The organism is Brevundimonas sp. GN22 (assembly GCF_054824005.1).
Genome location: NZ_JSYD01000107.1, coordinates 1 through 13478, shown reverse-complemented (window position 1 = coordinate 13478; position 13478 = coordinate 1). Strand labels below are relative to the sequence as shown.

Here is a 13478-nt window from a genome sequence, read left to right as displayed (position 1 = left end):
GCTTTTTGCTGTCTCACGCTCGGGCTGTGACCCTTAACAGCCCGGCAGGACAGAGGCTGCTCCAGCGTCACAATGTGCTAGCCACCAGACGTCGCGCGCGCCGATCTGGTACGCATACACGTTCCAGCTTCCGTTCAGCTTTACCCATATCGCGTCGATGCTGATGTTGTTCGACAGCTTTGAAGGGCTGTCGCGATAGGCGGGTGTCGTGTGAGGCCTTATAGGCGAACCGTCAGGGTGTTGCGGCTCCAATTGCGCGAAGGCCCACTGGCCGTCTGACCGCAAGTTCCGAACCACGAAGACGGCGTGCGTTCCTAGATCCTGACGGGTTCTGAGCCGGATAACGTCCATCAGCTCGCGGCGTTCGCGACTTCCCGACGGAGGCGTATAGGCACGGGCACCGGATTTTTCGGACTGGCCTCCGCTCGCATAAACAGGAGTGCTCTGCGAGCGATGACCTTCGGCGGCGATAATGGGCGCGCGGGTGGTGCTGGCCATCGCGAGGGGGTGGCTTGGAAAATCCCCACCCTGCGCAGTAGGCGGACCATCACCGCAGGCCACCACGCCAGTTCCAGCAAACGTGCTAACAGCAAGCGCCATCAGAACGTGCCGAGTTTTCCGCAAGCGGCCGTGACCTGCCATGACAATCTCCGATTGAAGTCGGAGAAAGACTAGCGGCTGTTAAGCATGCCGATAACGCCATGAATATGGGGGCTTAGAGGGTTAACTGTCCCCGCTGGACCGCAGCGAAAACGGCTTCACTGCGCGAGTTTACGGCGAGCTTGCGATAGATGGCTTTTACGTGATCGCCAACGGTCAGGGGCGAGATGCCCAACTCGCGCGCGGCAGACTTATAGGAATGTCCCCGTGAGAACAGGGACAGCAACTCCGCCTCTCGCGGCGTCAGGCGCTCGGCAGCCGGGAGTTGTGATTTGGGAGCCTCGCTCGGAGCGGCGGGGACGCGCAGTTGCTGTAGTAAGAAAGTGGCCGCTGCGGCGCTGATGGGCGCACCGCCCGCTACGGTTACGCGAATGCCGTCCAGTATCGCTTCGGTCGTCGCATCCTTGAGCAGATAGCCATCGGCCCCCGCATTAAATGCAGAGAGCACTGTCTCCTTGTCGCCGAATGCGGTGATGACCAGCGAGAAGATACCGGCGGCCTTGATATCTGGAATGGCGTCCAACCCGCTCCCGTCGGGGAGGCCCAGATCGGTGAGCATCAAATCAGGCTTTTGGGCGATAACAGCAGGAAGCTCCGCCAGACAGGTGGCAATGCCACAAAGCTCCATATCCCCGGACTGCCCGACGATATGTTCGAAATGCTCGCGCACGGGCACGCTGTCTTCGAGAAGGCCGATGCGGAGCGTCTGCGGAGCTGACTGGGGGGAGGCGGCGGACATCAGGCGGCGACACTCTCGGATACAGTTAGGGGAATGCTCAGAACGATAGCGGTACCCTGCGTGGCATTGGTCCAGTCGATGGTCCCGCCGATGGTGGTGGCGCGGGTGCGCATATTACCCAGACCATGCCCGCCCTGAGGTGCGCTGGACGTCAGGTTGGCGGGCAAGCCCTTCCCGTTGTCGGCGATGCGGACAGTCAGATCGGCATTGACATCCGTGCGGACCTGCACCGCTATGGTGTTGGCTCCCGAATGCTTGATGGCATTGGTTACGCCTTCCTGCATGATGCGGAAGATCTGAAGGACTACAGGAGGCGCCAAGTCGACCTCCGAGGCCAACTCGACGTTCCAGTCAAACATCAGGCCCGCGCCCTCGACACGCGGGCGTACGCGGCTCTCGAACACGTCCAGCATGGTTGTGAGTGTGCTGGCGGTCGCGTCGACGGAATCGATCATCAGACGGATTTCATCCATCGCCGTCTGCAGACCTTCGGCCATTCTGTCCTTGTCGATGGCTCCGCGTCGCACTTCGAGCAGCAGGCCGACCAACTGACCGCCCACGCCATCGTGCATGTCCCGCATCAGGCGGCGACGCTCTTCATTGCGCGCCTGCTGGTCGATCAGTTCGCGTTCGCGGATATAGGCCTGAGCCAGCTCGGCCTCGCGGCGCTTCAGATTGGTTTCCAGCATGTTGTTGAGCGTTAGCGCCGACTGGAACAGATGGAAGTTGCGCTGGAGGAAGGCGATGACGAAGGCCAGAATAAGTATGGCGGCGGAATCGACGAAATAACCGCCCGCCAGCAGCCCGAACTTGGCCCCCACTGCGTCCAGCGCGAGGCAGACTGCGCAGATCGAAAGAAGGCCCGCCTCGATATAACGATCCTCGGCCGTGGTCGCGAAATGCCACACCAGCCGCGCCACCGCGATGCATCCGGCGGCCAGAGCGAACCACGACCATGCCTTATCCATCAGGTCGAAGCCCATGGGCATGGGCACCTTATGCAGCGCGTAAACGGTTGCTGCCGTAAAGACGAGCCAACATGCAATCAGCGCGAACTGCAGCTTGATCAGGGGACGGCGTGTCCAGGAGTCGAGGAAGCAGATCAGGCTCACCGACACCAGTGAGGTGAGGGCGAAGAAGGCGACCATCCGGCCCAGCCCGCTCAGCGGAATGTCGAGGACCAATCCGTAGGCACAATAGGCCGTCCACGACCAGCACAGCACCAGCAGCCAAGAGGCGAAAAGCTTGTCCTGCGAGCGAAAGACGGTGATCAGCGCGAACAGGCCCAGCAGGAAGGTCAGGGCACCGCCCAGCATGCGGTAATCAATCACCTGCCAGAAGCGCATCGCCGTGGCTTCGCGCACCTGCTGATACTCGCCCATCATCGGCTCGACGAGGTCTGTATAGGGAAAGCCGTGGCGTACGGTAATGATGTTGATCTGGTTTTCGCCAGCCTTCAGCAGACCTGCGGGGACATGCAGAAGATAGGGGCGCTGGCCATCAAAGGTCTGGCGGGCGAACTCCATCCGGCCCTTTTTGTGAATGACCGAGCCGTTCAGGCGGTAAATAAAGTTGTCGACCTGCTGATAGGCCACCAGCCCCAGACCTTCGGGCGGAACGTCGGTCAGGTTGAACGTCATGCGAAGTGACAGATAGGCCGGATCGCAGCAGTCGGTGTAGGGCAGGTTGATCTTGCTGTAGGTCGCCACGTCGGCGGCCGCCTCGGTCGGAGCCTTCAACTCTGCCAGCTCGGCGCTGGAGAAGGCGATACGGTCGATGTTACGCGGGGAATTACGCGGCCCGATCGGGGCATAGAACAGGCCCCAAAAAACAGCCTGAATGACGACGATGGCCGCGATAATGCGTAAACCGCGCTGCCAGGTGGGCTTTGGATGCAAGGCATCATTGGACCCGTCGCCCGCGGCGCGGTCGCTTCGTACTCGTAACATGCCCTATCCCCAGATATCGTTACTCGCGGGGACAATATGGCAAAACGGCGCCTTGCCGCAACGCCTGTAAATATGAGCACCCCCATATCCGTGGTGCTGCACCGACGTGTTTGTTTTCAATACAACCTTATCAGGCTTCCACCGGGCTGGACCGGGCGAGACGCTTGGACAGCGCATACCGCGCCCTGATGAGGACATTGGATATGAAAAAGACCTTCGTGCTGGCGGCTGCCGCCGTTGTTCTTATGGCCGCTCCGGCGATGGCGCAGACCGCACATCGCACCGCCACCTTTGGTGAAGTCAGCCTCAGCGCAGGCTTCACGCCCGATCCCTATCGCGTCAGCATGACCGCAGGCGGCAGCATCAACGGTGCCCGCCTTCCGGGTTCGTGCATGGGCAATATCTCCGACGCTCCGGATTTCGAAGTGACCTATGACGCCGGCGGCCTTCCGCTGGTCTTCCGCACCGTGTCGAGCGCTGACACGACCTTGATCATCAACGGTCCGGATGGCCGCTGGTATTGCGATGATGACAGCTATGGCGACGGCGATGCCATGGTCCGCTTCTCGCGTCCGCAAAGCGGCACCTATGACATCTGGGTCGGTGTGCTGGGCGACTCGACCGCCTCGGCCACGCTCGAAGTCACCGAGACTCCGTAAGCGGACGGACTGTCCAGAACGGGGCGTCCTGCTGTTGGTGGGACGCCCTTTGTTTTCCATGCAGGGGCTAGAAATCCATGTCTAACGACCAGATCAGCGTCACGACCTCGACGTCGTGGTTTTCACGTTTGGGCAGCGCCATCAAGGGCGTTCTGTTCGGCTTTGTGGTCATTCTGGCTGCCATCGTTCTGCTGTTCTGGAACGAGGGGCGGTCCATTGAATCCGTCCGCACCAATAAAGAGGGCGCAGGCGCTGTTATCAGCGTGGACGCCAATCGCGTGGACGCGGCCAATAACGGCAAGCTGGTGCATATTTCCGCGGCGGCCTCTGCCGAGGGGCATCGCCGTGACGATGTGACCGGCGTTGCAGCCGATGGTCTCGTGCTGTCGCGATCGGTGGAATATTTCCAGTGGCTTGAATCCAGCCAGTCCGACACCCGCACCAAGCTGGGCGGCGGGCAGGAAACGGTCACGACCTATTCCTACACAACCGAGTGGACGAACGCTCCGCAGGACAGCGCTCGCTTCAATCAACCGCAAGGGCACCAAAATCCCCCGGCGACGCTGAAAGACGGTACCTTTGCGGCGGATCAAGCCTCGATCGGAGCCTTTAAGGCCACGGCACCTGTGCTGAGCCAGCTGACGGCACAAACCAACTTCACGCCCAGTGCCGAACAGGTTCAGGCAGCGTCCTCGGCGCTGGGGCGTCCGGTTTCGGCGCAAGAGAATGTTCTGTTCGTGGGCCAGAACGCTGCCACGCCGCAGGTCGGTGACATGCGCATCACCTATCACCATCTGCCGCAGAACACAGTCCTGAGCGTCATCGGCGCCCAGACCGGCAATGAGATCACCCCGTTCATCGCCAAGACCGGCAGCCCCATTCTCATGGTCCGCACGGGTACAGCCTCGGCCACCGAGATGTTCCAGGCCGCCAAGGCAGCCAACCAGACGATGAGCTGGATCCTGCGCGGCGTGGGCTTGGCCGCGATGATCGCCGGCTTTGGCATGCTGCTGGCTCCGCTGGGTGTGCTGGGCGATGTGGTGCCCTTCATCGGCAGCATTGTTCGCATGGGCACCGGCCTGATGGCGGGCGCTGTCGGACTGGCATTCAGCCTTGTCGTGATCGCCCTTGCGTGGCTGGCTTTCCGTCCTGTCGTCGCCATCATTCTGCTGGCGGTCGCGGGGGCTGCAGTGGCGGGCGTGCTGTGGATGCGCAAGCGCAAACCTGTGCCCGCGCCGGCTGTCTAAGCTCCTCCGGCCGACGCGTTTGCACGAAGGGTATCCGTTTTACCGGATACCCTTTTGCCGGTTACCCTTTGAATGTCGGCAGCAGGCCGCATTGCCTTGCATTACCCCGATGTCCTTGCCACTGATAAGGCGTTGATTTCAGGGGAGCGGGATACAATGGCACAGTTGAATGGCGGCGCGTTTGGCCGCCCGGTTTCGGCGTTTGCCGTCGGTATGGCATTGGCTGCGACCGCGCTGTCGAGCCCTGCAGTGGCGGATCAGGTCGCTGCCGTCGCTACCGCCCCGAACGACGCGGGCGCGCGACTGAAGACGCTCTATGAAGCCGACTGGGACTTCAACCAACGCGACAACGGCAGCGAGCCGGACGGCAAAGGCGGCTATAAGCGCGCAACCCGCCTGCCTTCGGTGGACGTTGCGAGCCAGCAGCGCCGCATCGAACAGGCCCAGCGTGTTCTAGGTGAACTAGACACCATTCCGTTGGACCAGTTGTCGAACGAGGACCGCATCAACGCGGCGGTCCTTCGCACCAATCTGGAGCACACCCTGATCGACGGTCGCGCCCGCGAATGGGAGATGCCGTTCAACAGCGACAGCAATTTCTGGACCTATCTGGACCGCGCAGGCGGCCTGCGCACGGTCGAGGACTTTGACCGCCACATTGCCCGAATGCGCGACATCCCGCGCTATTTCGACGAGCATTTCGTCAATATGCGCGCCGGTCTGGCTCGCGGGTTCAGCGTGCCGCGTGTGACCGCCGATGGGCGCGATACCTCGATCCGCAGCTTCATCACCGATACGGCAGAGGCCAACGCCTTCTTCGAGCCGTTCCGCAACATGCCCGCCACCATCCCGGCCGCCGAGCAGGAACGCATCCGTGCCGACGCCCGCGGCGTGATCATCGAAGAAGTCATTCCGGCCTATCGCCAGCTGCTCAGCTTCTACAACGACGAATACGTGCCCCAGACGCGCACTTCGCTGGCGGCCTACGACATGCCGAACGGTCCGGCCTATTACGCCGAGCAGATCCGCAAATATACGACGACCGACCTCACCGCTGATCAGATCCACGAGATCGGCCTGTCGGAAGTCGCCCGCATCACCGCCGAAATGCACGAGGTGATGAAACAGGCGAACTTTGACGGTACCTTGCAAGAGTTCATCACCTTCCTGCGCACCGATCCCCAGTTCGTGGCCAAGACGCCGGACGAACTGCTGATGACCTCGGCGTGGGTGGCCAAGCGGGTGGACGCCAAACTGAGTGAAAACTTCGGCCTGCTGCCGCGCCGCCCCTACACCATCATTCCGGTGCCGGAAGCCTTGGCACCCTTCTATACGGCGGGGCGTGGCGGTCTGGGTTCATGCCAGATGAACACCTATGACCTGCCCAGCCGCCCGCTGTACAACATCCCCGCGCTGACCCTGCACGAATGCGCGCCGGGCCACAGCATGCAGGCGGCCCTGTCGGCAGAGCAGCAGGGCATTCCGGCCTTCCGCCGCAGCACCTATTTCTCGGGCTATGGAGAGGGCTGGGGCCTCTATACCGAGTGGCTGGGTGTGGAGATGGGCATCTATCGCACGCCGTACGAGAACTTTGGCCGCCTGTCCTACGAGATGTGGCGCGCGGCGCGTCTGGTGATCGATACGGGCGTCCACGCCAAGGGCTGGACCCGCCAGCAGGCCATCGACTACCTCGCCAGCCATACCGCCCTGTCACAGCATGAAGTGGCGACCGAGGTGGACCGCTACATCTCGTGGCCGGGTCAGGCGCTGGCCTATAAGCTCGGCGAGATCACAATCCGCCGCCTGCGGGCCGAGGCCGAGGCCGCGCTGGGCCAAAAGTTCGACAAGCGCACCTTCCACGACCGCATTCTGGCGATGGGGGCGGTGCCGCTGACCACGCTGGAAGAACAGATGCGGGCCTATATCGCTGAAGAACAGGCCAAATAAGCCAAAGGCCCGATCCGCCGGATCGGGCCTTTTCTTCATCGGGTGCTGACCCGCGCCGTGACCGACAGACCGGGGCGAAGGCGCTGGGCCAGCGGCTGGTCGGGATCAATGCTGATCTTGACCGGCACGCGCTGGGCCACCTTGGTGAAGTTGCCGGTCGCATTGTCGGGACGGATGACCGCAAACTCAGAGCCGGTGGCGGGGGAAATCAGCTCGACATGCCCTTTAAGCGTCGCGCCGCCCAGAGCATCGACCGCCATTTCGACCGGCTGGCCAACGCGCATATCGCGCATCTGGTTTTCCTTGAAATTGGCGACGATCCAGAGACGGTCGGGGACCAGCGCCATCAACTGGCTGCCGGTCTGGACCTGCTGGCCCTGACGCACGGTGATCTCGCCCAGACGACCTGCGCGGGGGGCGACAATACGGGTGTTGGCCAGATCGATCTCGGCCAGATGCACCTGCGCCAGCGCATTCTCGACAGCGGCTTCCAGCGTGCCACGGCTGACCACGGCAGAGGTCACGCCCGTCTCGGCGATCCCCTCGGCAGCGCGGGCGGCGGCCAGTTGCGCCTCGGCAGCCTGCAAGGCGGTGCGGGTTACATCGACCTGAGCCTGCGCCACCCATCCACCCTCGAACAGGCGGCGAGCGCGTTCGTGGTCGGCGCGGGCCTTGGCGACATTGGCCTGAGCGCTGGCGATGGAGGCGCGGGTCTGGGCGACGCTGCCCTTGGCTGAGTCCTGCGACTGGGCCGAGTTGGCCAGTTGCGCCTGTGCAGCATGAAGGTTGGCCTTGGCCTGTTCCAGCTTCTGCACATAGATGCGGTCATCGATGGTCAGCAGCAGGTCGCCTTCCTTTACGGACTGGAAGTCCTGCGCCAGCACCTGAGTGACGGCACCCGAGACCTGAGGCGCGATGGTCGTCACCTGACCACGCACATAGGCATTGTCCGTGTGCTGGACGCCCGTGTTGAACGGCGGCAGGGCCCATGCCTTCATGATCAGCGCAATACCAACTAGCGCCAGCGCGGCCATGACCACGCCGAACAGGATACGTTTGCGCGGCGGCGGGGCCGCAGACGCAGGCGCAGCGGGGGCGGGCGCAGCGGGCGGCGGTGGAGCCGGTTGGGGCGGTGCGGCCGGTGGTGTTTGCGGGGTCTGACCGTTTTCGGGGGGCGTATCAGTCATGGGGGTCTCGGTTTCGCGATCAGGACTTGGCAGGCGGCGCGGGCGGAGCCTTTGGCCGTGTGCGGATGTGGTGGACGGTCGTCCAGACGCAGCCGATGGCGGCGATGACGGCGACCGTGAAGAAGGCGTCGTTGTAGGCGAGGATGCTGGCCTGCTGGTTGATCTGCTGTTGCAGCAGGGCATAGCCTTCGGAGGCGCGGATGGCGGGATCGCCGATCACCTGCCCATAGGCCGCCGATAACTGTTTCAGGCGCAGGTCGATGTTCGGATTGCCGGCGATCATGGCCTCGGCCAGATGCACCTGATGAAAGCGCATCCGCGCCGCCTGCAGCGTCAGCACAAAGGACTGGCCCGCTAGGCCGGCGATATTATTGGCCAGCGCGAACAGCACGATAAAGCTGATCAGATTGTGGGTGCCCTTCTGGAACACCTGCACAATGCCCGAGATCATGGCCGGCCCCAGAAACATGCCGGACGCAAAGGCCAGCAGGGTCTGGCTGAAATAGAGCTGCGCCGGATAGGACTGGGCCGTCAGCCGGGAGTCCATAAACGCGCCCAAGGCCATAAGGCCTAGCGACAGGGCGATGGGCTTGTTCAGCTTGGCAGGGTTGATGGTCAGGGCGCTGAACACCACGCCTGCTGCGGTCGCAGCCAGAATGACAACGAACAGCTGGTGCATCGAATCCAGCCCGATGCCCAGTTGCTGCATGGCACCGGTAATGCCCGCCGACTGCTCGGCCATGACGATGCGAACCAGAAGCACCGACAGGAACAGCCGGATCAGCGCCCCGCCACTGAGGAAGTGCAGATTAATCAGCGGACGGGCGCGATTGTATTCGATGGTCAGGGCCGCGGCCAAAAGTACAATCGAGCCGATCAGCGCCCAGCCCACCCACGCCGTATCGAACCACCAGACACTGCGCCCGATGGCCAGAACCGCGCACAACAGCGCAATCCCCGGCGCGAACAGCGCAAAGGTCAGGAAGTCCAGCTTCTCATAGACCTTGAGCCGCTCGGACGGGGGAGTGCGCAGCGAAAACACGGCCACCAGCGACAGGATAGCCAGCCCCAGCTCCATGGTGTGGAAGCCGTGCCATTCGGAAATATCGAGCAGGCGCGAGGTGAAGACACGCGTGAACGGGATACCCAGACTGGTCAGGCCCATGCCCAGAACCAGCCCCTTCAGGCGGTGCTTTTGCGGGAAAGCCTGCACCAGATAAAGGATGCCCAGCGACGACATGGCCGCCGACACCATGCCCGCCACGCCGCGCAGGATCAGCGTGGTCTGGTAATCGGCATAGAAGAGGTTGATCGCGCTGATGGCGACAAAGGCGATCAGGAAGATTTCCGCGAACAGCCGCAAGCCATACTGCATGCGGAACTTCACCAGCAGCAGGTTCATACAGGCGTTGGTCATCACAAACGCGACCGGCAGCCATGAGGCTTCCATCAGTGAGACGCCGAGACCACCAGCCAGCAGCTGGGTGTTGGCCATGACCATGGCCGAGCCGAGGCTGCCGGTGACCGCCACCAGCACCCCGACCACCAGATAGGCGATGCGATAGGGCAGGGTGTGATCGGGCGTCGCCGGCGAGCCGGGCATGACCGGACGCTCGTGCTCTTTCAGCGTCTTGAGGTACTCGTGCCAGGGCAGGTCCCAGGTGTGGCGGCTCATGGGCGCGGCCTCACTGCATCGAACGTCAACTGGCGCGCGCGGTCCGCCAGAAGGTTTCTCTCCTCCGGCGTTGCATTGTGAAGGCCCGCCACCAGCATGGACAACAGGATGCGAACGTCCGTTGCTGTCAGGTCGTTCCGTACAGTGCCTGCCGACTGCGAGCAGTGCAGCGGCAGCGTGGCGGCCCGCACCATAGCGGCCCTGAGCGGTGCGAGGAGTTCAGGCGAAGGTGCGGCCCTGACCACATCACCCAGCGCCGAGTTGCGGATCAGCAGGGCCTGAAGCTGGGTCAGGAAATCGAAAAAGGCGTCGGGTCCGGAACAATTCGCAAAGGCATCGACCAACTGTTCGATCTCGTCGATCAGAACCGCCAAAGCGATTTCAGTGCGACCGGGGAAGTTCCGGTAAAGGGTAGCGCGTCCCACACCGGCACGAATGGCGATGCGGTCCAGCGGCGCATCGATACCTTCATCTCTGAAGACCTCGCGTGCGGCGACCAGCAGCTGTGTGCGGCGATTTGCGGCATCTTGACGCAGGGGACGTTCCATGGCGCTTAAGTGGACACGCGTGTCCACTTAGTCAAGGCGCGACTTTTTTGCCCTGTGCAAATCCTGCCAGCCAGATGGCACCCCAACCTGCGGCCAACAAACAAAGGATAATCGCCTGCGGGGCAATCTCGACAAGACTGGCCCCCATGGCGTTCATGCGCACAAAGCCTTGGACCGCCGCTGTCGACGGGAAGAGATAGGCCAGCGCCACCAGCAGCTTGGGCATCATGAAGTGCGGCCACGCCGCCCCCCCAAGGAAGAAGAGCAGCGCCGAACTTCCGACCCAAACCTGCACCACACGCTCGCGGCGGTTGAACAAGGTGCCGAAGCACAGGCCGATAGCCGAACTGGCCGCGGCAAACACAGGTGACAGGGCAATCACGCCCCACAGGTCACCCGCGCGGGGATAGTCCTGTATCCAGAACACGAAGCCGAAATAGAACAGGCTGCTGAGCGTGCCGATGGTAATCAGCGCCAGCCACAGCCCCAGCCGCCCCCCAAAGCCAAGAGGCGGTGCCAGCGTTTCGCGGCGCAAAGCCGCGATCACGCCCGCGCCCATCAACAAGGTCTGTTGCAGGATGACCATGACCACGGCGGGCACGGCATAGTCGCCATAGCCTTGCGTCAGGTTGAACAGGGATTCCTGCCGGATGGACGGTGCCAGCTCGGCGACGCGGGCCAGCTCGGGCGTGCCTTCCAGCTGGCTCTCCAGCGTCGCGGCGGCAGCCGCGGCTGCGGCCTTGCCGACCGAGGCCACGCGCACCAGATAGCCGCCGTTCAGCCACACCGCGATGCCGTCCGGCACGCCCTGAACCACACTGCGTCCCAGATGGTCGGGTAGGATGACAACGCCATCAACCACGCCGTCCTTCATCAACCGCTCGGCCTCCAGCGATGATCCGGCGACGGTGGCGACATCCACCCCTTCGCTGGCGCGCAGGTGGCTGACCAGATTGCGTACAAGGCGCGAGTCCGAGGTGCTGACGATGGCGACGGGCAGGCCCTTGGCCACCTGTCCCGAATAGGCGGCCGGATAGTAGAAGGCGTACAGCACCACCGCCAGCAGCAGCAGGCTGCTGACAGGGCGGGCCTTGGGCAGGTTGGCAAAGGTGGCAGCAAAGGCACCCCATACCGATTGGCGCGGCAGGGGAAAGCCCACGGCATGGGGCTGTGCGGGGCGGCGCGAGCGAAACTTCATAGCGGCCCAAGCGCCGATCAGCGCTAGTAAGGCAATCCCCCACAACAGACCCAGATCGGGCAGGGCGGACTGTGCGGGCGAACCCGTCACCCATTGTCCCGTCTGAAGGCGCACGTAATGGGTAAAGGGCAGGATCTGGCTCCAGACCTGCGCGAACTTCGGGCCGTGATCCAGTGGCAGGGTGGCGTTGGAAAAGGCAATCGCCGCGCCCGAATAGACCGCCGTGACCGACAGTGACAGATCAAGGTCGGCCAGCGCCGCGACCAACACAGCCGACAGTGCCACTGTCACCGCAACCATCCCTGCCAAACCTAGCACCAGCACCGGCATCGATCCGGCGACCTCCCAGCCGCGATAGCCCGCCAGCCAGACGATCCACGCCAGTCCCCACAGCGTAAAGATCACCCAGTGCGGCAACAGTCGCGCCATAAGCGCTGCCGACAACTGCCCGCCACTGCTGCGGCCCGTCAGATAGAAACTGCGACGGAACAACAGCCGCCCGACCGCCATCAGCGACGAACAGGCCGCCAGAAGATGCAGCATCCCCATGCCCAGAAGCGCCCCGAGGAACAGCTCGAAACTGAGTTGCGGATTGCCGATGATAGACACCTGCACGGCGGGCGGCGACAGCTGGGTCGCGGGCAGGCCCATCTGCCGTGCGCGTTCTTCCACCAAGGGTGCCGCTGCCATGCCGACCGCCGCGGACTGCTGCATCGCTCCCATCGATCCGATGGTTTGGAAGGCCCCGTTGAAATAGACGGTGACGGTGCGCGGATCGTGCAGCAGTCCGCGCGTCAGGCCGGGTGGAAAATGGGTGACGGCATAGATTTTTCCTTGCCGCATCAATCCCATGGCCTCGTCCAGCGTGGCGGGCTGATAGGCCAGATCGAGCGCAGGGCTGGCGACCATTTCGCGCACGGCAGCGCGGCTAAAAGTCGACTGGTCCTGATCGACCACGGCCACGGGGATATCTCTCGCCACCCCCGGTCCCAGCATGGCGGCTAGCGCCAAGAGCACAATCAGCGGCAGGGCAAAGGCGACCGCCGCATCCCAGCGGCGGGTCAGCAGACGGCGCACCTCGGCCCGCAGGTGGGTGCCGAAAACCTGCGCCCAGCCTGCCCGACGCGGCGTCACCGCGCCGACCAGTTGAACAGGACGCTCATCCCCGGACGCAGTCGCTCGATGGGGCGTGCGGGCTTGGCCTTCACCTCGAAGCTGCGCACGTCATAACCGCGCGACTGACGGGTCGAACGGGCCGTGGCATAGGCCCCCTGCGGGCTGATGGCCGTGACGTTGAAGGCCACGTTTTCCATACCCAGCGCCGGAATATCGCCGTGGATGATCGAGCCGATCTTCAGGTCGGAATACTGGTCCTCACGCACCGTCAATGTGACCCACGGATTGGCCGTGTCGACGATGGTGAAGACCGGAACACCCGTCAGCACCAATTCGCCGACATTGGCGAACCGCTCGGCGATCTCACCTGCATGCGGGGCGACCAGTCGCGTTTCCGCCTGAAGGCTCTCAGTTTCGGCAATGGCGGCCTGCGCGCCCGCCACCTGAGCATCGGCGACGGCCTTTTCCTGCGGACGAGTTCCGGCGCGGGCCTTCAGATATTGCTGACGCGAGGCCTCGGCGTGAGCTGCAGTGGCGCGGCGGGCGGCGACCG

Annotated in this window: 11 protein-coding genes; 3 read left to right on the top strand and 8 right to left on the bottom strand. The window is 63.3% G+C overall.

The genetic code is table 11. The features are described 5' to 3' along the window. Window positions 1–33: 33 nt before the first annotated feature. From OB03_RS12955 to OB03_RS12945, 3 genes are all read right to left on the bottom strand, one after another. Complete coding sequence (locus OB03_RS12955) at window positions 34–498, bottom strand: hypothetical protein (protein WP_242913623.1); 465 nt, start codon at window positions 496–498, stop codon at window positions 34–36. A 217-nt stretch (window positions 499–715) separates the two neighbouring features. Further along, window positions 716–1399 carry a response regulator gene (locus OB03_RS12950; RefSeq protein ID WP_242913624.1) on the bottom strand — a complete coding sequence of 228 codons (684 nt, stop codon included), beginning with the start codon at window positions 1397–1399 and terminating at the stop codon, window positions 716–718. Beyond that, the gene (locus OB03_RS12945; protein WP_461344426.1) at window positions 1399–3348 is read right to left on the bottom strand and encodes a sensor histidine kinase; all 1950 of its coding nucleotides are present in this window, start codon (window positions 3346–3348) and stop codon (window positions 1399–1401) included. Before OB03_RS12945 ends, OB03_RS12950 begins: the two co-directional genes overlap by 1 nt. Before the next feature lie 203 nt (window positions 3349–3551). On the opposite strand from OB03_RS12945, the gene OB03_RS12940 reads away from it, so the two are divergent. The 3 genes from OB03_RS12940 to OB03_RS12930 all read left to right on the top strand — a co-directional run bounded on the left by OB03_RS12940 (window position 3552) and on the right by OB03_RS12930 (window position 7201). After that, complete coding sequence (locus tag OB03_RS12940) at window positions 3552–4007, top strand: peptidase S1 (RefSeq protein WP_461344425.1); 456 nt, start codon at window positions 3552–3554, stop codon at window positions 4005–4007. A 77-nt stretch (window positions 4008–4084) separates the two neighbouring features. Beyond that, entirely contained in the window at window positions 4085–5254 is a 1170-nt protein-coding gene (locus OB03_RS12935; RefSeq protein WP_461344424.1) for a TMEM43 family protein, read from the top strand. 156 nt (window positions 5255–5410) lie between these two features. Next, window positions 5411–7201, top strand: a complete 1791-nt coding sequence (locus OB03_RS12930; protein ID WP_461344423.1) for a DUF885 domain-containing protein — start codon at window positions 5411–5413, stop codon at window positions 7199–7201. A 35-nt stretch (window positions 7202–7236) separates the two neighbouring features. Here the strand turns inward: OB03_RS12930 and OB03_RS12925 are convergent, their stop codons facing one another. The 5 genes from OB03_RS12925 to OB03_RS12905 form a co-directional block, all read right to left on the bottom strand. Further along, entirely contained in the window at window positions 7237–8388 is a 1152-nt protein-coding gene (locus OB03_RS12925; RefSeq protein WP_461344422.1) for an HlyD family secretion protein, read from the bottom strand. A 19-nt stretch (window positions 8389–8407) separates the two neighbouring features. Beyond that, complete coding sequence (locus OB03_RS12920; protein ID WP_461344421.1) at window positions 8408–10063, bottom strand: MFS transporter; 1656 nt, start codon at window positions 10061–10063, stop codon at window positions 8408–8410. Further along, entirely contained in the window at window positions 10060–10611 is a 552-nt protein-coding gene (locus OB03_RS12915; protein WP_461344420.1) for a TetR/AcrR family transcriptional regulator, read from the bottom strand. Before OB03_RS12915 ends, OB03_RS12920 begins: the two co-directional genes overlap by 4 nt. 31 nt (window positions 10612–10642) lie before the next feature. After that, the gene (locus tag OB03_RS12910) at window positions 10643–12943 is read right to left on the bottom strand and encodes an ABC transporter permease (protein ID WP_461344419.1); all 2301 of its coding nucleotides are present in this window, start codon (window positions 12941–12943) and stop codon (window positions 10643–10645) included. Continuing rightward, on the bottom strand, window positions 12940–13478 hold a 539-nt coding region (locus OB03_RS12905; RefSeq protein WP_461344418.1), incomplete at its 5' end, for an HlyD family secretion protein. The genes OB03_RS12905 and OB03_RS12910, both read right to left, overlap by 4 nt.

Bases quoted from the DNA above. Each gene is read 5' to 3' on its own strand.
- OB03_RS12955 (WP_242913623.1), bottom strand. From the start codon at position 498: ATGGCCAGCACCACCCGCGCGCCCATTATCGCCGCCGAAGGTCATCGC.
- OB03_RS12950 (WP_242913624.1), bottom strand. From the start codon at position 1,399: ATGTCCGCCGCCTCCCCCCAGTCAGCTCCGCAGACGCTCCGCATCGGC.
- OB03_RS12945 (WP_461344426.1), bottom strand. From the start codon at position 3,348: ATGTTACGAGTACGAAGCGACCGCGCCGCGGGCGACGGGTCCAATGAT.
- OB03_RS12940 (WP_461344425.1), top strand. From the start codon at position 3,552: ATGAAAAAGACCTTCGTGCTGGCGGCTGCCGCCGTTGTTCTTATGGCC.
- OB03_RS12935 (WP_461344424.1), top strand. From the start codon at position 4,085: ATGTCTAACGACCAGATCAGCGTCACGACCTCGACGTCGTGGTTTTCA.
- OB03_RS12930 (WP_461344423.1), top strand. From the start codon at position 5,411: ATGGCACAGTTGAATGGCGGCGCGTTTGGCCGCCCGGTTTCGGCGTTT.
- OB03_RS12925 (WP_461344422.1), bottom strand. From the start codon at position 8,388: ATGACTGATACGCCCCCCGAAAACGGTCAGACCCCGCAAACACCACCG.
- OB03_RS12920 (WP_461344421.1), bottom strand. From the start codon at position 10,063: ATGAGCCGCCACACCTGGGACCTGCCCTGGCACGAGTACCTCAAGACG.
- OB03_RS12915 (WP_461344420.1), bottom strand. From the start codon at position 10,611: ATGGAACGTCCCCTGCGTCAAGATGCCGCAAATCGCCGCACACAGCTG.